The organism is Litchfieldia alkalitelluris, assembly GCF_002153425.1.
Taxonomy (GTDB): Bacteria; Bacillota; Bacilli; order Bacillales; family Salisediminibacteriaceae; genus Evansella; species Evansella alkalicola.
This window is the reverse complement of record NZ_KZ119600.1, coordinates 2,557,457-2,577,764: the sequence shown is the minus strand read 5'-3', so window position 1 is coordinate 2,577,764 and position 20,308 is coordinate 2,557,457. Positions and strand designations below refer to the sequence as shown.

Sequence of the window (20,308 nt, the reverse complement as noted above, 5' to 3'; positions counted from 1 at the left end):
AAACTCTTCATACTATAATTTATTTTTTTATATTATACATCTTTAGAAATCTATTATATTTCCTATCTAAGTGTATCTTAGAATCCTGGTATAGCCATTCTAACACGGACATGACTTGGTGTTTTCCTCGCAATTGAAGACGTTGTATGTTCTTGGACTTATGTGCGCCATAAAGTTTTGCAGTTGCTGGAACATCCACCTCTTTTTGTATTATTTCACGTACCGACTCTAAAAAGGATACTGTTCCTTCCAAATCGAGAGAGTATTGTTCATTTTTATAAAGACCAAATGTACCATCGCCGTCTAAATAACCTCTAATAAAGGGCTTATATAGACTTTTCTTCAAATTTTTAGGGAATGTAATCTTTAAAGTTTTGCAAGGAACAACCCCTATTTTCTGTAGGTCCTTTTCTAAGATTGGAGAAGTTACATCAAATGATGTAACTTCAAAATCTCCAACACGAGTTTTTGCTACATGGTGCCTTATAGGGTGCTCTGCCTCCATTGCCTTCTTAAATTTTTCTAATATATCCCTATCTTTCTTTGAAACTGTAATCGTCAATGTCCCTTTTCTGGTCAAGCATCCATCGGCGTATACGAAGCCCGAAAAGTACGCCTTTTCTTCACTATCAATCTTTGAAAAGTAATTAAAATTTGCTTGATACATGTTCCGTGCTTCTCTTAGTTTTATGCCTCTAACCCTAAGATGTTGTCTAACGTTTTGGGCACTCATATTATAGGTTTTAGCTAATTTCCTGGTTGAATCACCTGAAAGATAGCCTTTAATAACCTGGATCGTCCTTTGCTTGGCATGTATTAATCCCAGTCGTTTAATAATTCTATCGGCAGTTCTAACCGAAACATTATAGTTTTCTTTAATCCAAACCTTGTCAATATGGTTTAGAAACGATTGTGCTCTTATTTCATCTATTTGTTCTGCTGTTAATGGCATTTAGCTTCCTCTTTTCTTAGATGCTATAATTCGTGTATCATTGAATTTCCTCTTACTTAGAAGTAAAAGCACTTGTTGATTTACAGGATAGAAGGTAAGAACCTCCATAATGTATGCGAAAGACTTATTGGCCAATAAAGTAATTCAACCTGTATAACCATAGATTAATAGACGAAAGGAAAATAGCCAAATTCGTTAGGGGGTATAAAATTTTTTAAGGTAAATGGACTACCTTCCTAATACTGCGGTAGGTTGTAATTCTTGCTTGTGCCGACTGAGATGATAGATAAAAAGGGAATTAAAGTTATTCTTGTGGAGGTTGCAGATTATAGAGATTTGGTACGTTGAAGGAGGGGGGGATAGAGAAGAAATAAAAATAATTTAATACCCTTTTCAGGATTACAGTAGCATCCTTCATGAGGTTCTTTTTATTATGTGAGAAATTCTCATTATATGATAGAATTAAAAAAAAGTGTGGTGATGACAAGTGAAAAAAGCTTTCTCTATTACTGTTAGTACTCAACCAAATACAAATTTAAGCATTGCAAAAGATATAAGTCTAGTTAAGGTTGGTTTGGTTTATGCTGACAATGTGAAACTTGCTAGTCCTGGTGTTTCCATGATTGCTAGTCTTGATAAAATGAGTGAAATGTCTGAAAAGTATCAAGCGTATTTTTATCGGGAAATGATGAGACAATCAGATGAAACCCTTTTTCATTTGATGGATAGATACTATAAGATTTTAAGTAAAAGAGTTTTGTCAAAACAAGAAATAGCATTAAGGAAAAAGTACCGTCAAGGATTTGTCATCACAAAACCTAAAGTCGAAGAGATTGCAAATAAAATAATTTATGATTCTGGGTTTGAGCAAATTAAAAATATTATAGAAAATGGTGTATTAGAGTTAGAAACCTATACTCCAAATGACGGAAATTATTTTGAGCAAGTACTAAATGAATTCATGGAGTCAGTAACTAGTTCCGCCCTAGAAGGCAATACCTACCCACTTTATGATCAGCATGTTAGTAAATTAATTGGAAGTTTCTTTGGGATGGGACTAATTAAAAACTATAGATCAACTACAGAGAAAATGAAGCATACTGGGTTTACTGCTGATACCATGCAAAGACTACCTTGTTTCGAAAAAGCTACGATAGGTGAGGTTTTAGATATAAGGAAGGAATTGAATAGAGAACTAATTAGGTTTAGGTCAGCTATGTTTAAATATTCTAAAAATATAAACAATGAACAATGGAGTGATGACTTTCTATACGAGGTTGAGCGATTGTATAGGGAAGAGGTAGAGCCAGCAGTATTGGAAATTGAAGAACAATGTGAGTCTAATATTTATTTAAAAGAGTTATCTTATAGAGTGGCAACTAGTAAGTTAACAGTACCTTCTTTGTTTGGTATGGCAGTATCACCAACAGCAGAATTTATAGGTTTAACTGAAACTATGATTGCTACAGTTTTATCAATAAGTACTGAGGCAGTAAAAACCTATAAAGATTATAGAGATAAAGCTTCTACGATTAATGGGAATCAAATGTTCTTTTATTATCAAGCCGGCAAGATACTTCAAAAATAAGAGATATTATTATTTTTAGGCTGCTCTAGAGAGTGGCTTTTTTATTAGGATTTGATCTTTCTTCTATTTCACTAAAAGCTCTCCGTGATTTAAGATCCATGGTGCTTTTTTATTAAGGATTGATTGAAGTTGATGTTAACTTATTCCTACTGGAGCAATCACTTTAACTCAGTCAACACACTCGACTGTATATAGAAACAGTACTCATTGTTGGCTTAATTTCTATTGTCTTTTCCTACCTATATTGCCAAATTGGAAACTTGGCATTGAAACCATCTCTACTTGATTAAGGATATTTATCAAACTAAGTGATTTGGTAAAGCTAGGATTGTATATTTGTTTACTAATTAAAAAGGATATAGAGAAAACTTATGAAGGTGTGTAGAAGAGTTAATTGTAGTATCGTATCTTATATGAAAGTCTTCTTTTAAACAAATACAAATAAAAGACCGTCAAAAGCAACGGTCATAACGATCACTAGCTTTAATTAAATTATTTTCTTTCGCCACTTTATATACAATATCGTCAATTTCTTTAAAAATTTCTCGCTCTCGATTACATAAACTATCAAACAATTCATTTTCCTTTTTGTAATTTTCAGCGTGGATACCTTTAGAATTTAACCAATCACCTATTTTCTTCGCTTCTTTAGATACAAGCGTTTGTTCTTCGAAAAGTTCCTCTATTTCTCCCATACCTTTTATAAGCATGTTTTCAGGAACAATAATAGAAATAAATGCTTCAATTCTTTCTAATCCTAACTCGTTAGCTAAATAACTACGATGATTTCCCCCAGAAGAAACAGTATATTTTCCGGTAGGCAATCTTTCTAAGCATAATGTCTGTGGAAATTTATCTAACCAACCTATTTCTAAAACTGATTTGCGTAATGCTTTCATTTTATTATCTTTCTTGATAATTTTCTCGGGTAAAGATAGACCAGTAATGTCTTTAGGGTTAATTTCTTGAATTCCAACATCAACAGTAAAGTAGTTTCCATATTTCTTAACAAGGTCACTTTGTTTATTGTACCTTTGTTTATTAAATAATTTATACAAAAAAACACCTCCTAAGAGAAGATATTATTTTAGGAGGTTTGTTATTCTAATTTGTTATCTAATTTAATCACGGTCTAGTCGCAATCCAAACGGATTTAATATTCGACATAACACAGTTGAACTGCTGGTGGAGTGATAGTCAGTAATCATATCCTTTAATTCGTTTCTATCAATTAATTTTACACGGTTAACTTTAGCAAGTTTCTTTGCAGCTGGAGTATAAAACTGATTCGTTACAACGATAGCATCTTGTGCTTTATACACTGCTTTCGCAGATACTACTTGTTGAATAGCTGATACACCAATACTATTGGAATAGCGTTTAGCTTGTACTACTGTTGTTCTCCCTTGTTTTGTTAATTTGAGGTCAGCTCCAAAATCTCCGGATCCCTGAGTTACTTTTGCATGGAAACCTTTCGCTTCAAACAGAGGTTTCAAGAAATGTTCGAATTCAAGACCATCCATAGAATCAACTTCATTTATCAACGATGTTTTTAAGCGATTACTTGCAAAGCTTAGTCTGTAACCACCATTTTTATACAATATGTAGCTAATACCTACAATTATTAATACGATCACAGTCCAACTAACAAGTAATGAAAGAAGTCCTGGATATTCCTCTTGTATCGTATCAATAACTGCAAAGGCAACAATAGAAAAATAAATTAAACGTTCAATTGAAAATTTTTTCTTTTTCTTGCGTGAACTTCTTCTTTTAGCCATAACATTTTCCCTTTTTATAATAGTTTAACCTTAGTATGGACAAGCATTGACAAAAAATACCTTAACTAAAGTCTTGGAATGATTTAAAAGGGGACATTTTCTTTTAAAATACAATCTGTATATCACCTTCCATAATCAAGCAGAAATGGAATAAAGTTTTTGTCTTTTTGCCATGCGAATTTTGACAGTCTGTGCCGATAAGGTAGTAACGAGAAGAATAGTATTAGCCTAGCCCTTAAGATTTACATTACTACTTTTCTCAATATTATCTTAAGATAGTTCAACTAATGTGGTAGTTCTTAAGCTCCTAAATTAGGTAGAAATAAATTTCAATAATCAGCAGGAGGTGCAAAATGCGTAGATTAATAGATTATCCAGAAGTTTTGACGGTACGTGATGTGGAGAAAATTTTGGGTATTAGCAGGGTGAAAGCGTATGAGTTAGTACATTCTCAAAACTTTCGCATTGTCCGTATTGGAGCAAGGATATTAATTTCAAAAAAATCATTTGAGCAATGGTTTGAAGGGATTACAAATAAATGAACAACAAACTGACTGGGCCATATATTACTATATTTATCTAAATAAAATAGTTTAGTATAATATATATAGTGTCATGTACGAGGCCCAGTCAATTATTAAAGTAGGAGGAACGATAATGACTGGCAATGTACGAGAAGATAAAAAGAAAAATTACTTCCTATTTACAATTGAATTAGGAAAAGATGAAACTGGTAAAAGGAAGCGAATCGTAAGAAGAGGGTTTAAAAATAGAACCGAGGCGCGCAAAGCAATGACTGCGGCAATAGCGGATCTATATAATAACGAACCTGAGAAAACGGAATCTAACGTAACAGCTGTAGCTAATGATGAAGTAGCTTCAAATGATTCAAACAAATCAACTGAATCAGAGGATAATGAAGAGATAAAATTGGGAGATTATTTGGACTATTGGTTAAAGACTTATGTTGAGACCAATACGGCGTATAATACTTTTCTTGGATATGAGCGAATGATCCGGGTTCATATAAAACCAGCATTAGGGGATATTTTACTCAGTAAATTAAAGCCTAGAGATATTCAGGATTATTATACAAGGAAGGTAAGAACAGAAAATATGTTGGATTCGGAAGAGGATGATGGTCTACTATCTGCACAATCGGTTAAACATCATCATCGTGTGTTGTCAAAGGCACTTTCAGATGCAGTAGATCTCGAATTTGTCGAGAAGAATGTAGTTAAAAAGGTAAAGCCGCCAAAAGTTCAGAAACTAAAAATTATAACGTATACGTCTGGTGAGTTAGAATTACTTCTAAATCACGCTGTATCTAATGAAGTTTATGGTCCCATTATTTATTCAGCTGCCTATACTGGAGCGAGATTAGGTGAATTAAGGGCTCTCACATGGGAAGATGTGGACTTTAAGAATAAAAAGCTCTTTATTTGTAAAACGGCCTATGACGTTCGCAAAGTAGGAGTAAAAATTAAATATACTACCAAAAATGGACAAGAGCGTCATATTGTCATGGGGAAGAATTTAATAAACTTTCTTGAAGAACATAAAAGGAAAAGTGATCATCAAAAAAAGGTTTTAGGAAAATCTTTTAATCCAAATAACTTAGTATTTTTTAATTCGGCTGGAAACTACGTTCATCCTTCTGAATTACGATTAGCGTACAAAAAAGCAGTCAAGAAGGCGGAATTACCAGACAGTCGTTTTCACGACATGAGGCATTCGCATGCTACCATTTTGCTTCAAGCAAATGTCCATCCGAAAATTGTTTCAGAAAGATTAGGTCATTCTAAAATCGGAATTACTCTGGATCTTTATTCTCACGTAATTCCATCTTTGCAGGATAGTGCTGCTGACATATTCGATTCAGCATTTGATAATGAATAGAAAAAAACAAAAATGGCACTCCTATGGCACTCCAACGGCACTCAAGCATAAATTGTGGGTTTGCTACAACCTACTACCTACCAAGCATAACCAACAAAAAGCCTTATGTATCAAGGGTTGGCGGGACCGTCTGGGAATCGAACCCAGCGGAGACGTCACGCGCCTCCCAAAAGGTTTTGAAGACCTCGGCAAACACCAGTTACACATCCGGCCCCATATAGATTATATTCATACATTATATCTTCATAATAACTACATGACAAGTGAAGGGATTCTCTGTAATCACTTTCCAGAACCCCATATTTATCCTTTGATTCATAATTTATAAAAAAGTAGGTAAAAGATTCTATTATAACGAGACGAGTATAGGAATATAAATAAGGTAACAGAATTTATACTTACTTTTTACTTAATTTGGGTGGGGGTGTGATAGTGGATTATAAGGAAAAGTTTTCTCAGCGGGCAAAGGCTTATTTGAATCGAATTCCAGATGACGAGGTTATAAAAATTTGGAGTACGGATATTGCAGGTTATTTCACGGAGTTGAGGCAGAAGATTGGTAATGTGAAGGATGCATCTTATCAATGCAATGCATCGACTTCCCGTAGCTATATTAAGATGGGGGGAGTAGAGCTACGATTTCAAACCAATACGGACAATACGTCTGGGGAAAAAAATACTATTTCTGTCGTTAAGTTTGAGAATGATGAGAGTTTAGAATTAGATTTATTGGCAGTGCGGAACGGCGAGTTATACAGTACGAAAACAAATGAAACGTTCAGGATTAATACGATAGATAATTACTTGAATGAAGTCTTTAAAGAGCTTCTTTCATTATAGTTTAGTTTGATTTTCAAGTGTCATAGAGCGTAATTTCCTCTGTGACACTTTTCTTCTGTTCACAAAACATTCGGGGACCTGGTCCCCGAATGTTTTGTGTTAAAATATACCTGTACATAAAGTGGCTGAACTTATTTTATTTGTTTTTTAGGAGGAGACAACTCATGGCTGAGCTTTTTTATACAATAGGCATGGCAGGTCATATTGACCATGGAAAAACGACCCTAACAAAGGCACTCACAAACATAGATACAGATCGATTAAAAGAGGAAAAGGAGCGGGCCATTTCCATTGAGTTGGGATATGCTCCCTTAAAATTAGATGATGAATCTCATGTCTCCATCATTGATGTGCCAGGACACGAGAAATTTATAAGGCAGATGATAGCTGGGGTGGCTGGCATTGACCTCGTTTTACTGGTGGTTGCAGCAGACGAAGGGGTTATGCCTCAGACAGTGGAACATCTTGATATTTTAAACCTTCTAGGAATACATAAGGGACTCATTGTAGTAACAAAAATGGATCAAGTGGAAGACGACATGATCGAACTTATCGAAGCTGATATTTATGAACAGGTGGAAGGCACATTTTTCGAAGGTTCCGACTTGCTTTTTGTGGACAGCCTCTCGAAAAAAGGTATTCCAGAATTAAAGGAAAAAATAAAAGCATACTTAAAGGATGTTCCGATGCGGGACGCGACTGGGGCCTTTCGTCTACCAATCGATCAAGTCTTTACCGTACACGGACAAGGTACTGTTGTTCGAGGAACGGTTTATGAGGGAATGGTAAACGAAGGTGATGTACTTGAATTGCTTCCTCAAGGGAGAAAGGTGCGGTCTAGGCAAATGCAAGTTCATCATGAACCACAGACCTCTGCTCGTGCAGGTCAACGTGTAGCTATAAATTTAGGTGGTATTTCGAAGCATGAAATGAAGCGTGGCGATGTCCTTGTTTCTACCCAATACTACAGCACTACGGATACGATTGATATTTCCCTTGATACGGTGGAGAACCTCGATCATCCATTAAAGCAACGGGGCTATATTAAGCTCCATCTTGGAACAGCGGAAGTGTATGGCAAGATTGTTTTTTTTGACCGTAATGAATTAACGGATGGAAAAAATGTGTTGTGCCAGCTGAGACTCGACAGTCCAGTGGTTACGAAGCGGGGAGACCGCTTTATTGTGCGGCGCCCTACTCCAGCTGAAACAATTGGTGGCGGCGAGGTCATAGATCCCCATGGAGAAAAATATAAATTTGGTCAAGCGACCGTAGATATGCTTGCCCGTAAAAAAGAAGGGACTCCATCAGAAAGAATTATTGACATTCTCAAAAAAGAAAAGGGTTTGAAACAGTATGAATTACTGAAGGAAGCTGCAATGGATAATGATGAAGGTGTCTTGTTGCTTTCAAAACTTGAAGCTGATGAAAAAGTTATGAAGCTAGGCGATTATTTCCTCCTAACTTCTGTATTTGATGAAATGGTGGAGCTGATTAGGGAGGATCTCTCTGAATTTCACGAAGCGTATCCTCTACGTGAGGGTAAAAATAAAGCAGAAATAAGGCAATCATTAACGTCTTATGGTAAGCAGTTGGCTGATTTGGTCATAGATGTAGTAACAGGTGGTCAGGATTTCGTAAAGAACGGACAGTATATCGCACTGTCACAATTCCAACCGAGTTTTCCAAAACAATGGTCAAAGCGTATGGAGCAACTGGAAGAAACGCTTAAGAAACAAGGTCTTGAGGTTGCTGCGTATGAAGAGGTTGCTGTTGATGCAGGAATTCCTAAAGACTTGCAAGAGGAGTTGCGTCATTTCCTAATTCGGTCTGACCGAGCAGTAGAGTTAGATGAAAAGCTTGTGATGACAAAGGAAGCCTTTGATCAAGGTGTTAAACAATTATTTGAAAAGACAGATACTCGTTTCACCCTTCAAGACGCAAAAAGTGTATTAGGCTTAAGTAGAAAATACTTGGTACCATTTATGGAGCACCTTGATAAACTAGGTCTGACAAAACGTGACGGGAACGAGCGGGTGTGGCAGAAGTAGGGAATGGAAAAATAACATTAAAATTAGATGGCTAGGGCGAATATTTCTTTTGTCCTAGCCTTTTTACATATGATAAAAAATACACTTTAATTTGATTGCATCTGGCACTATCATGAAGAAACAGTACCCGACGAGCCCGAGCCCAGTTAGCTTCGGGCACTATAGCATTGTCTTACAACCCTGTTCACAAGCTTTATTCCACTTCATTACTTTTTCTATAAGAAATGGTGAAACCTTTTACTAAATGTCGCGTAGGAAGAGGTGGGAGGTAAGATAAATGCAATATAATAAACAGCAAATTGAAGCGGCTAAACAAGAAGCAGAAGCTTTCGATAAAGCTATTGATTTTAGGCACTCAGGAAATAGAATACTTGCCACCTTATTAGTTTTTGCATTTATTTCCACTATTATCTTAGGAATGCTTGGACTAGATGCAATTGAGATCATTAGTGCATTAATTTTAATCTATTTTGGCTTTGGTTTGGGGCAAGTACATACAGCAATTACAGAAAGAAGAGACTTAGATGGTATTTATATTTAGGTTGTTCATTTTATTTGTTTTATCAATTTTGGGAACTTATCTATACAACACTATCAAGTTAAAAAATAGGGCTTGTGGGCCAGAAATCTATTGATATCTAAAACATGATGTGATACATTAAATGGAAATTAGAGGTGAGAGAAATGGGTTCATGTAGACTTGATAGTCCGTTTTTCCAATTACATCATCATATCAAGTAGCCTTGCTAAACGATTTTTTTGAAAAAAATCAAAATAGGAAGGCTATTTATCATTAAACCGTATTTGATTTAGTTACACACATAAATCAGGTGCGGTTTTTTATTTTTATAAAAAACTGGAGGTTAAGAAAATGAAGAAGATGGATTATCAAAATGTAAAAGGAACACAAGATTTTTTACCAAATGCAGAAGTCGTTAGAAGAGATATTAGAAGAAAGCTAGAAGATGTATTCATTCAATACGGATGCAAACCACTAGAAACGCCAATCTTAAACTACACAGAATTACTTGCTTCGAAATACGGTGGTGGGGCTGAGATACTAGAAGAGATGTACACGTTAACGGATAGGGGAGATCGCGATTTAGCTTTACGATATGATCTTACCATTCCGTTTGCGAAAGTAGTTGCAATGAATCCGACACTGAGAATGCCTTTTAAAAGATATGAAATTGGAAAAGTATTTCGAGATGGACCAATTAAGACGGGAAGATTTCGAGAATTCACCCAATGTGATGTAGATATTGTAGGAGTCGAGTCCCAAATTGCAGAAGCAGAATTAATGGTCATGGCATTAGATGCATTTCGTAAGCTTGAGTTAAAGGTGACCATTCAATATAACAATCGAAAATTATTAACTGGAATGCTTAAAGTGTTTGGTACAGAAGAAGAGAAGATTAATAAAGTTGTTCTCGTACTAGATAAGTTGGAAAAGGTTGGGGTTGATGCAGTTTTATCTGAGCTGAAGGAACAAGATCTATCAGATGATACGATCAATAGGGTAAAACAATTTTTAACCGATAAAGAAAATACAAGGTTTGATTACTTTGAATCTTTTTCAGAACAAGATGAACTAGTAAAGCAAGGCTTGGAGGAATTAAGGGAGTTAGAATCCTATTTAAACTATCTTGGTGTAAGTAAGGAATGTGTATTTAACCCATTTTTGGCAAGGGGATTAGAGATTTATACTGGGACGATCTATGAAATATTTCTGTCAAACGAATCTGTAAAGTCAAGCATTGGAAGTGGGGGAAGATATGACAATGCAATCGGAGGTCTTATCGGAACTAACGATACTTTTTCTACTGTAGGAATCTCTTTCGGGTTAGATGTCATTTATACAGCAATAAGTATGTCTAAGAAAGAAGTAAACGAAAATCCAAACGTCGATTATTATATTGTTCCTTTAGGGACACAAAAGGAATCTTTACTTGTTGCAAATGCTTATAGGAATAAAGGTTTTAAGGTTGAATATGAAATGAGTAATAAAAAAATTGGAAAAGCATTAGATAAAGCAAACAAAGAAGGGTATCGTAACGTCATTATTATTGGGGAGTATGAAGTGGAAAATAATGAGATTAAAATCAAAGATATGTTTTCTGGTGAGGAAAAAATAGAGTCGTTTCCATTTCAGAAAGGTTAGGCTGGTAAGTTAATTTCCTTGTAATTATCTGGAGGTTTTAGGGCGAATTCAATTGTTCACAAGATAGTTGAAATCTTGAGGTTTTCCTGATAGGAATTTTGCTATCCTCAATTTAAATAATATAGATGATTGTCTTTAATGAAATGGTAGAATCGCTTGGGAAAATCGACCATGTATTATTGATTCAGATGCCAAGGTTTTCTAATTGTAGGGGATTGTATAAAGTGGTAAAGGGGATAGTCATAATGGGTGATGAAAAAATTGTCATTATTACAGGTGCAAATTCAGGGATTGGAAGAGCAGCAACTTATATCTTTGCTAAAGAAGGCCATGTAGTAATTATGGCCTGTAGAAACCTTGAAAAAAGTAAGGTTGTTCAACAGGAAATGATGAAGGAAACGAATAATGATAACGTGGATCTGATGGAGCTCGATATCAGCTCCTTTGCATCGATTCGTCAATTCTGTTCGGAGTTTAAAGAGAAATACAATCGGTTGGACATTTTGATACACAATGCAGCTTATTTCAATCATGGTTCGAAATTCAAACTGAGCCCAGATAACTTAGAGCTTACCTTTGCCACCAATACTTTTGGTCCTTTCGTTATGACTGAATCCTTACTTGAACACCTTAAGAAGTCAAACGATCCTAGAATTCTTCATGCTTCAAGTAATATTGTAAAACATTTTTTTGATGAAAAACGTAAGATTGATTTTGACAAGTTAATTGGAGAAATGGACGATACGAAGGGGTTTAGCGTTTATAAAATGTATTCTCACTCGAAAATGGCCCTTGTTATGCTTACCTTTAAAATGGCTGATGAATATAGTGAGCATGGGATAAAGGTAAATGCTCTCCAAATTAACGGTGCAAAAATGTCAAAGGATACCCTAAAGAAAGTATCCCCCGGCTGGAGATTGGTTGCAAGAATGCAAAATTTATTCTTTCCTCCTGCAAGTAAAATGGCTGATATATACTATTACTTATGTACCTCTCGTGAATGGAATAATACTACTGGTCGAAACATTAATGATAAAAAAGAAATCATGATAAGCTCAAAAGATAATCCTGGTATTGGATTGCAAATAAAGCAATTAACTAGTAACATATTTTATCCAAATTATGCAGATAAAAAAGAAAATCAAGATAAATTGTGGGAAATGTGCTTGGAAGTTTCGAAGGATATGTAGGAGGCCTGTATGGAAAGCACTTTGAGCAGTTTGAGGTCTGTTTTTTCCTAATGTCTAATGAATTTTTGAAAAAACATTGAATAAAGTCCGTAATCGTTTTTTAAACAAAAAACTGTCTGAGACCATAACAGGTACAGACAGTTTCTCCACATTCTTCAATGAATGTAACTTAATCTTGATTTAATTAAAAGGACTGAAACGCAGTTAAGTTAATAGCGACGACTATTAACAAAGAAGCAAATCCAACTAAATTAACGGGATGGTTTAACTTGAAGTGATTAAGTGGTGATAATCTTTTTATTATAGATCCAAATAGAAGGAATCCAATTATAAACAAAATGATACTTGCAAAGGTGCCAAAGCTTATTTGATCAGAAATATGGAATACATGATTCGTGAACAGGACCCATAAGTATCCCATGAAACCAAATAACACTGCGGATAGCAGATAATCTTTGTGTTTCACATTTATCCTCCTTTGTTTTAAACATATTTAACTAAATATACGTATTAAATATCAAAATGGTTCCCATTATTTTTTAAAGGATATTATGTATATTACAATGGTATAGACGAGGGCTTGATAGTAGATGGAGGCGATTATCATAAAAACAGAAAAAGAAAAAATGATTGCTGGGGAAATGTATAACCCTGCAGATCTTGTTTTGATGAAGGATCGAGAAAATGCGAGAAGACTAGTAAGAATGTACAATGCAACACTTGAAACAGAAGGGGATAAGCGGGAAGGGATATTAAAAGAGCTTTTAGGTTCGTCTGGAAAAACAGTATTTATGGAGCCAAATATAAGATTTGATTATGGCTATAATACTCATGTAGGGGAAAACTTTTTTGCGAATTTTGACTGTACCATTTTAGATGTCAGTGAAGTTCGAATTGGTGACAATTGCATGCTTGCGCCTAATGTACAAATTTACACTGCAACACACCCCCTTCATCCAACTGAAAGAAACTCAGGCAGGGAGTTTGCCAAACCAATATCGATTGGAAATAATGTGTGGATCGGTGGCGGTGCCATTATAAATCCAGGGATAACGATAGGGGACAATGCTGTGATTGCGTCAGGAGCAGTCGTCGTGAAGGATGTTCCAGAAAATGTAGTCGTTGGTGGCAATCCTGCAAGAGTAATTAAAAAAATTGAGGTGTAGTTTCCTAGAATTACATAAGTATCATAGATAAGTTTACGCATAAATAGTTATTCTAAAAACAGCTACAAACTCACTCATTGTAGCTGTTTTTTATCCAGTTTTCCTAAAGAGGAATACGGCATATTATCAATAAACTTTATTTCCTTTGGTATTTGGAATCGAGCAACTCTTTCGCGTAACCACTGTAGAAGTTCCTCCTCACTTAGAGTAGCATTTTCTACAAGGACTACAAACGCTTTAAGCCTTTGGCCAAACTGTTCATCATGAATACCAATGACAGCTACATCCGTAATGGCAGGGTGTTTCATTAACTCCTGCTCCACTTCAATAGGATACACATTTTCACCACCTGAAATAACCATGTCATCGGTTCGACCACATAAATAATAGAGACCTTTTTCATCTCGATAGCCTAAGTCTCCAGTTTTTATCCACTGGTTACCTCGGTTCGTAATTGACCAATCATTTTTTACACATAACTGTCCGACGCCATTTTCTACCTCATTCATGTCATCAGCTATAACTTTGATTTGTAGGCCATCTATTTTTTTGCCAATTGTAGTAGGGGCGATCTTTAGATCTTCTGGCGTGGCTATAAAATTTAAACCTGCTTCGGAAGTTCCATACAAGTTATAGAGAACCAACCCGAGTTTTTCATAGGTGCGCTCTACAAGCTTTACAGGAAGCCTCGCACCACCAGAAGCAATGCAGGAGAGGGATCTTAAGTCATCAGGGTTCGATTGAAGTATATCTTGCAACATTTTTGGAACAACTGTCACCACTTCCACTTGATTCTGCCGTATAATTCTGCAAGCATTGTTTGCATTAAATCCCTTACTAACAACTATTTTTTTCCCTAATGGAATAAATAATAGCAAAACAGCGATTCCATATCCATGATTAATGGGAGTCGCAATATAAGCATTTTTATAATTTAATATCTTTAGTCTTTGAATAAATGTGATAAATGGATTTAAATAGTTAAACAATGATGGTTTATGAGCCGCATCTTTTGAAACGCCTGTCGTACCGCTTGTTTGAAGAACAAGCTTACTAGTGGAACTTCTTTGTAAGCTCTCTTTATCAATAGTGATTTCGGCCTGGTGAATGTTGATGTCTGGTAATTGATCTTGATAGGAACAGAGTGTAGCATTATTGTAATCGGATCGTTCAATCAAATCTAGAAATTCATGGTCATGAATGAGAAGATGGAAGTCATGGCGCTGAATGAGTTGATTAAATTGTGTTTGACTTGTTTCCCCATTTAATAAATATACATCTGCCCCTATTCTAGAAACAGCAAAGATAGCTTTCATGAGTGTTGCGTGATTTTTGCACACGAAACCGACCTTTTGTCCTTTTTTCAGATGGTATTTTTCCTTCATTTTAATTGCAAGCTTCATAGATTGATTATAAAGCTGTTTATATGTAAGTGATTCCTCGTCATCAATGAAGGCAATCTTGTCCTCATACTTCATTTTTGAAAAATGAAGTAGTGTCATGATATTTAGACCGTTGTTATAAATAGCGACAACCAATCGGTATAAGCTGATTGGGGAAAGTAGATGAATGTTATGTAAAACATATAGCAATTTAAATATGTTCATTCTGACTTTCCTCCTTTAGTAAACACACTGCTAAAGCTATTTGTAAAAATAGAAACTACTTGGCCAAAAATAAGCCACCATGGTTTGTACCTCTTTTTCTTAGTGTACATAGATTTACAGATAATTCTTGCTACATGTTTAGGGGACATGGCCGGCATTTTACCATAAGCAGTAGTAGGTTCAATCATAGGTGTTCTTACTAAAGGTAGATAGATAGAAGTTACATTAATTCCGGCCTCCTTAAGCTCTGTCGAAGCAGATCTAAGCCACATGTCCAGTGCAGACTTGGATGCTTGATAGGCGGCGAAATCAGGGACAGGTGCCAGTAAGGCGTTCACTGTCGATATATTAATAATTTGCCCACAATTTTTCTTGAGGTGGGGAAGAAGTGATAGGAGTATGTGGACTGGTGCGAAATAATTAATGGCCATCGTTCGGGTAAAATCATGATAGCGATCTAATGAGTGGAAGATGGACCTTCTAATGGAAAGCCCTGCATTACTTACAACAATATCAATGCTATTTGCCCCATTTGGAAGCTCATGTAAAAAAGTAAGGAAAGTTTCTCTTTCCCCCTCATTTCTTAAGTCAGCTTGAAAGATATATACGTTAGCTTTTTTTCCTTTTAATTCCTTTTTTATCTGTGCAAGCATGTCTCTCCGTCTCGCAACTACAATTAAATTACAAGAAATATCAGCCAACTCATATGTGAGTTCCTTACCAATCCCTGAACTCGCACCAGTAATGAGAATTGATTTCCCTTCTAGTTGTCGGTTTAACTTTCTTTTATTTAAATAAGTAGGTAAAAATAAGCATGATTCGAGTAAACGATATTTTTTCATATATCCACCTATTTCACAAGTAGTGTTATGTCTTTTGGTAATGTCAGCTGCTATAGACATAGTTGAATTTAAGTTATTAGCAGAACTAGAATCTATTAATTATCTATTCTATATAGTTAAATTCTCTAATTATATGAGATCTTCCTGCATTGTATCGTGACGATCATATATAATTAGCTCGTTTAAGTAAATGTTATAAATATACATAATTTTCAATCAAAGTTAATGATATACTTTTACATAAAGATGAAAAGGATATGTGACTCTTATAATGAGAGATAAATAAAAGTTAACTTTGGGGGAGAGGGATATGAATTTTTCAGAAATATGTACTATGTCTGCAACGGAATTGGCATTAATGATTCGTAATAAAATATTGACGTCTGTTGAAGTAGTAGAAGCTTATCTTGATCAAATTGAAAGGGTTAATCCATACATAAATGCAGTAGTTCAATATAACCGTGAGCATGCCTTGCAATTAGCGCAAAAAGCTGACGAGGATTTAGAAAATGGTGTCATTAGGGGAGAACTTCATGGTGTTCCTGTAACGATCAAGGATGCAATTGATACAAAAGATTACATTACTACATATGGAGTAGAATCACGGTCTGCATATATGCCAAAGGTGGATGCAACAGTTGTTGCTCGTTTACGTGATGCAGGTGCAATCATTCTTGGCAAAACCAATTTGCCAGAGTTATGTATGACTTTTGAGAGCAATAATAATATTTTCGGTCGCACAAATAATCCATATGATTTAACAAAAACTCCAGGTGGGAGCTCAGGTGGGGAAGCTGCGATTATTGCAGCTGGTGGTTCCCCCCTTGGAATTGGTAGCGATGCATCGGGGAGCATTCGACTTCCAAGTCACTATTGCGGAATTGCTGGGTTAAAACCAACGAGGGGAAGAGTGCCAGAAACAGGGCATATTCCACCAGGATTAGGTTTTTCCAATGAAGTTGGACCACTTGCTAGGTATGTGAAAGACCTAAGGACTTCCCTTGCAATTATTGAGGGAACAGATTCAAAGGATCCCACATGTACCTTTATACCTTCCTCAGTCGGACAAAAAACTATGGAGTCAATGAAAATAGCTATTTACACAAATAATCAATTATATCCGCCTACACCAGAAACAGTGGGAGTGATCGAGAAGGCTGTTAATCTTTTGGAAGAAGAAGGAATAGACGTAGAGGAGTATTTTCCAGAGATGTTAAATGAGTTTTATAGTTTAAATTCTGTTATTAAAGATCATTTCAATGACACCATTCCAGTCATGCAAGAGATCTATTCTAATAAAGATCTTTCTTTTGATGATGTCAATCTTATAGATACTTGGCTAGATCGCCTTGATATTGACAAAAGTAATAAATATATGTCCGCAAGTGAACTATTTCTTTTGAATACGAAAGTTGATGTTCTTCGAAGTAAACTGATTCAAGATTTATCACAATATGATGTCATCATATGTCCCGTTTGTGCAGGTCCAGCCATCCCACATGGTTCATCTCTAGATCCAACCACAGAGCATTCCTTTAACTACACCCGTCCATATAACTGGTTAGGATTTCCCTCTGTTGTCTTTCGAGGTGGCCAGTCTGATGACGGTTTACCAATCGGAGTACAAGTAGTTGCGAAGCATTGGCGGGAGGATATCGCCTTATTAGTGGCAGAATTCTTAGAAGAAAGAATGGAAGGCTGGCAGGCACCAGAGCTTTTCTTTCAATCTTGATAAAAACTAATTTAGTCTTATTGAATATGCCGGAAATGAGTCAGATGATGATATGCATCCAATCGATGTGTGACTTAGTTTATAGATATGAGTGAACAGGCAACTGGTTGGGGAGAGGTTAAATAGATAGAGGTGGCTGGTCCAACGGTCTCGAAAAGTGGGAAAAAGGAAGAACTCACGCTTGATTGAGGTGTGAACGAACGCGAAAATAGCTAAAAAGCCAAAACTCACGTGCGATAAGCCGGCAATCGCACGTGAAAATAGCTAAAAAGCCGAAACTCGCGTTCGATAAGGTAGCAATCGCACGTGAAAATAGCTAAAAAGCCAAAACTCGCGTTCGATAGGCCAGCAATCGCACACGAAATTAGCTAAAAAGCCAAAACTCGCGTTCGATAAGCCAGCAATCGCACGCGAAAATAGCTAAAAAGCAAAAACTCGCGTTCGATAAGCTAGCAATCGCACGCGAGATTAGCTAAAAAGCCAAAACTCGCGTTCGATAAGCCGGCAATCGCCTACAAATGAATAAACTTAAATGAAACTTCAAACAAAAATCAAACTCATTTAATCAACATAAATTGCTTTTTCCCGCTTCTCCACGACACTTCCAATAATCTTTGCTTCAGAAATACCAAGCTCTTCTAGATATTTCACGTACCGTATGGAATCAGTTTCAGGTAAACTAACAAGAAGGCCGCCAGAGGTGATAGCATCGCATAGAATAAGCTGATCTACATCACTAACGGATTCCCCGTATTCTACTACATTTTCAAGCCATTTATGATTCGATTTGGATCCACCAGGAACAACGCCTTGCTCAGCCAATTCCTTCGTTCCATCGAGCATAGGAACATCAGAAAGACTTATTTTAAAGCTTACATCACTACCTTTGGCCATTTCAAAACCGTGCCCCATAAGGCCGAAGCCAGTGACATCAGTAACAGCGTTAGGGGAGAAGTCTTTAAGTGCTTCACAAGCTGTTCGATTTAAAGCGGCCATCGTTTTCGTTACCAATGCAGCTTGCTCCTTTGAAGTTTTATCCCGCTTGATGCCCGTCGTTAAAATACCTACGCCGATAGGCTTTGTAAGTACTAATTTATCACCGGGCTGTGCGCCTACGTTTTTAAATATACGGTCTGGATGAACGACGCCTGTTACGCTAAGTCCAAATTTTGGTTCCGCATCATCGATGGAGTGCCCACCAGCAATCACAGCACCAGCCTCGTCCACTTTATCTGCAGCACCCTTTAAAATCTCTGCTAGCATTTCATGTGGTAGTTTCTTAATTGGGAATCCCACGATATTTAAAACGGTTGTCGGTTCTCCGCCCATGGCGTAAACATCACTTAAGGCATTTGCTGCCGCAATTTGTCCGAACATATATGGATCATCAACAATCGGTGTGAAGTAATCAACGGTTTGAATCAAGGCGATTTCATCAGTTAGCTTGTATACTCCTCCATCATCAGAAGTATCGTGTCCAACAAGGAGTCTTTCATTTTTCGATGTTTGAGGTAAATGACGCAGCACCTGCGCTAGGTCACTAGGACCAATTTTGCATCCTCAGCCAGCTTTTGATGACATGGCTGTAAGTCTAAATTCCTGTTCTTTCCCTTGTCCTTCCATCCGTAGCACCTCCTACATTCCATCTAAGCATGATTTTTGAATCATCACAAACACTATTATAAAATGTAATTGTATATTTAACAAAATTTTCATGGAAAAGGGGTATGTTCTATGAGTTACAAAATTTCAGTCGAGTTTTGCCAGCAGTGAAACTACGCGCCAAAAGCTGCGAGTTTCGCAGAAGAACTATTTAATCATTTCCGAGCTAATATTGAGAATTTGAATTTAATCGCCAGTTCAGGGGGAGCTTTTGAAGTGACCGTGAATGGGGAAAAAATTTATTCGAAGTTAGAAAAGGGAGAATTCCCTGACACACAAGAGATTATTAAAAAGATGGAGTCACTTTAGTACAAATATATAACATCAGGACAGGAACTTATGAAACCTTAAAAATATATGATGGCCAAAGGAATCATCAAATAACATTGGCCACTGGTAGTGTAACAGCCATTCTCTTTTTTTACATGGAGAATGGCTGTTATTGTATCTAAAGAAAACAGAACTAACATTGAAATCCTTTTTAACTTAGCTTGTAAATTTTGTATAATAAGTATAGAGGAAAAATTTTCATTTTCATTATTTCATTTTATAAGGGGAGTGGGGAACATTGAAAAGTAAGTTTTGGAAGGGTGCAGGGGTCGGTATAGGAATTGGACTAGCTTTTTATTTCCTAAGTGTTTATAAGGAAAATAAAGAAACGGAGAGAGTCAGAAAAGAACGAGATACGTTTGGAACTGGAGAATAAGCAACATAATATGAGTAGAACGGAAAAAAGGTGGCCGAATAGGACCACCTTTTTCCTAGAGTGATACAGACCGTCTGGGGTACTGGCGATGTTTGTCTTTCGGAAACACCTCATTTTTCGATCGTTTTTTT

The 20,308-nt window shown here is 36.2% G+C and carries 19 protein-coding genes and 1 tRNA gene; 12 read left to right on the top strand and 8 right to left on the bottom strand.

The features are described 5' to 3' along the window. Nucleotides 1-19: 19 nt before the first annotated feature. Nucleotides 20-952 carry a hypothetical protein gene (locus tag BW724_RS12290; protein ID WP_088075496.1) on the bottom strand — a complete coding sequence of 311 codons (933 nt, stop codon included), beginning with the start codon at nt 950-952 and terminating at the stop codon, nt 20-22. 487 nt (nt 953-1,439) lie between these two features. On the opposite strand from BW724_RS12290, the gene BW724_RS12285 reads away from it, so the two are divergent. After that, nucleotides 1,440-2,540 (top strand): hypothetical protein, encoded by a 1,101-nt coding sequence (locus BW724_RS12285; protein ID WP_088075495.1) that lies wholly within the window; start codon nt 1,440-1,442, stop codon nt 2,538-2,540. 452 nt (nt 2,541-2,992) lie between these two features. Here the strand turns inward: BW724_RS12285 and BW724_RS12280 are convergent, their stop codons facing one another. Beyond that, on the bottom strand, nt 2,993-3,598 hold the full coding sequence (locus BW724_RS12280; protein ID WP_088075494.1) for a hypothetical protein: 606 nt from the start codon (nt 3,596-3,598) through the stop codon (nt 2,993-2,995). Between the two features lie 63 nt (nt 3,599-3,661). After that, nucleotides 3,662-4,321: a restriction endonuclease gene (locus BW724_RS12275; protein WP_088075493.1), complete on the bottom strand. Its 660-nt coding sequence runs from the start codon at nt 4,319-4,321 to the stop codon at nt 3,662-3,664. 353 nt (nt 4,322-4,674) lie between these two features. Here BW724_RS12275 and BW724_RS12270 point away from each other — a divergent pair, with 353 nt between their 5' ends. Both BW724_RS12270 and BW724_RS12265 read left to right on the top strand, forming a co-directional pair. After that, on the top strand, nt 4,675-4,863 hold the full coding sequence (locus tag BW724_RS12270) for a helix-turn-helix domain-containing protein (RefSeq protein ID WP_088075492.1): 189 nt from the start codon (nt 4,675-4,677) through the stop codon (nt 4,861-4,863). A 115-nt stretch (nt 4,864-4,978) separates the two neighbouring features. Further along, nucleotides 4,979-6,220 carry a tyrosine-type recombinase/integrase gene (locus BW724_RS12265; protein ID WP_176371397.1) on the top strand — a complete coding sequence of 414 codons (1,242 nt, stop codon included), beginning with the start codon at nt 4,979-4,981 and terminating at the stop codon, nt 6,218-6,220. 118 nt (nt 6,221-6,338) lie between these two features. Here BW724_RS12265 and BW724_RS23645 read toward each other — a convergent pair. After that, nucleotides 6,339-6,435, bottom strand: a tRNA-Sec gene (locus tag BW724_RS23645). 217 nt (nt 6,436-6,652) lie between these two features. Between BW724_RS23645 and BW724_RS12260 the strand changes: the two genes are divergently transcribed. The 5 genes from BW724_RS12260 to BW724_RS12240 all read left to right on the top strand — a co-directional run bounded on the left by BW724_RS12260 (nt 6,653) and on the right by BW724_RS12240 (nt 12,462). After that, a complete protein-coding gene (locus BW724_RS12260; RefSeq protein WP_088075490.1) occupies nt 6,653-7,060 on the top strand; it encodes a DUF3942 family protein in 408 nt (135 codons plus the stop codon). A gap of 164 nt (nt 7,061-7,224) precedes the next feature. After that, a complete protein-coding gene (gene selB, locus BW724_RS12255) occupies nt 7,225-9,111 on the top strand; it encodes a selenocysteine-specific translation elongation factor (RefSeq protein WP_088075489.1) in 1,887 nt (628 codons plus the stop codon). Nucleotides 9,112-9,388: 277 nt separating this feature from the next. Then, a complete protein-coding gene (locus BW724_RS12250) occupies nt 9,389-9,652 on the top strand; it encodes a hypothetical protein (RefSeq protein WP_088075488.1) in 264 nt (87 codons plus the stop codon). A gap of 330 nt (nt 9,653-9,982) precedes the next feature. Beyond that, nucleotides 9,983-11,272 carry a histidine--tRNA ligase gene (locus tag BW724_RS12245; protein WP_088075487.1) on the top strand — a complete coding sequence of 430 codons (1,290 nt, stop codon included), beginning with the start codon at nt 9,983-9,985 and terminating at the stop codon, nt 11,270-11,272. A 245-nt stretch (nt 11,273-11,517) separates the two neighbouring features. After that, nucleotides 11,518-12,462: an SDR family NAD(P)-dependent oxidoreductase gene (locus BW724_RS12240; RefSeq protein WP_088075486.1), complete on the top strand. Its 945-nt coding sequence runs from the start codon at nt 11,518-11,520 to the stop codon at nt 12,460-12,462. Between the two features lie 184 nt (nt 12,463-12,646). On the opposite strand, the gene BW724_RS12235 is transcribed toward BW724_RS12240, so the two are convergent. Then, on the bottom strand, nt 12,647-12,928 hold the full coding sequence (locus BW724_RS12235; RefSeq protein WP_088075485.1) for a hypothetical protein: 282 nt from the start codon (nt 12,926-12,928) through the stop codon (nt 12,647-12,649). Nucleotides 12,929-13,067: 139 nt separating this feature from the next. Between BW724_RS12235 and BW724_RS12230 the strand changes: the two genes are divergently transcribed. Further along, on the top strand, nt 13,068-13,628 hold the full coding sequence (locus BW724_RS12230) for a sugar O-acetyltransferase (RefSeq protein ID WP_088077894.1): 561 nt from the start codon (nt 13,068-13,070) through the stop codon (nt 13,626-13,628). A gap of 74 nt (nt 13,629-13,702) precedes the next feature. Here BW724_RS12230 and BW724_RS12225 read toward each other — a convergent pair whose 3' ends face one another. Together BW724_RS12225 and BW724_RS12220 are read right to left on the bottom strand one after the other, a co-directional pair. Continuing rightward, nucleotides 13,703-15,235 carry an AMP-binding protein gene (locus BW724_RS12225; RefSeq protein ID WP_235848960.1) on the bottom strand — a complete coding sequence of 511 codons (1,533 nt, stop codon included), beginning with the start codon at nt 15,233-15,235 and terminating at the stop codon, nt 13,703-13,705. Continuing rightward, nucleotides 15,232-16,077 carry an SDR family NAD(P)-dependent oxidoreductase gene (locus tag BW724_RS12220; RefSeq protein ID WP_088075484.1) on the bottom strand — a complete coding sequence of 282 codons (846 nt, stop codon included), beginning with the start codon at nt 16,075-16,077 and terminating at the stop codon, nt 15,232-15,234. Before BW724_RS12220 ends, BW724_RS12225 begins: the two co-directional genes overlap by 4 nt. A 310-nt stretch (nt 16,078-16,387) precedes the next feature. Between BW724_RS12220 and BW724_RS12215 the strand changes: the two genes are divergently transcribed. Beyond that, on the top strand, nt 16,388-17,809 hold the full coding sequence (locus BW724_RS12215) for an amidase (protein ID WP_088075483.1): 1,422 nt from the start codon (nt 16,388-16,390) through the stop codon (nt 17,807-17,809). A 561-nt stretch (nt 17,810-18,370) separates the two neighbouring features. On the opposite strand, the gene selD is transcribed toward BW724_RS12215, so the two are convergent. After that, the gene (selD, locus tag BW724_RS12210; protein WP_417891426.1) at nt 18,371-19,390 is read right to left on the bottom strand and encodes a selenide, water dikinase SelD; all 1,020 of its coding nucleotides are present in this window, start codon (nt 19,388-19,390) and stop codon (nt 18,371-18,373) included. A 153-nt stretch (nt 19,391-19,543) separates the two neighbouring features. On the opposite strand from selD, the gene BW724_RS24450 reads away from it, so the two are divergent. Beyond that, nucleotides 19,544-19,780: an Rdx family protein gene (locus BW724_RS24450; protein ID WP_417891424.1), complete on the top strand. Its 237-nt coding sequence runs from the start codon at nt 19,544-19,546 to the stop codon at nt 19,778-19,780. A 259-nt stretch (nt 19,781-20,039) separates the two neighbouring features. After that, nucleotides 20,040-20,177 carry a hypothetical protein gene (locus BW724_RS23640; protein ID WP_176371396.1) on the top strand — a complete coding sequence of 46 codons (138 nt, stop codon included), beginning with the start codon at nt 20,040-20,042 and terminating at the stop codon, nt 20,175-20,177. Nucleotides 20,178-20,308 lie beyond the last annotated feature (131 nt).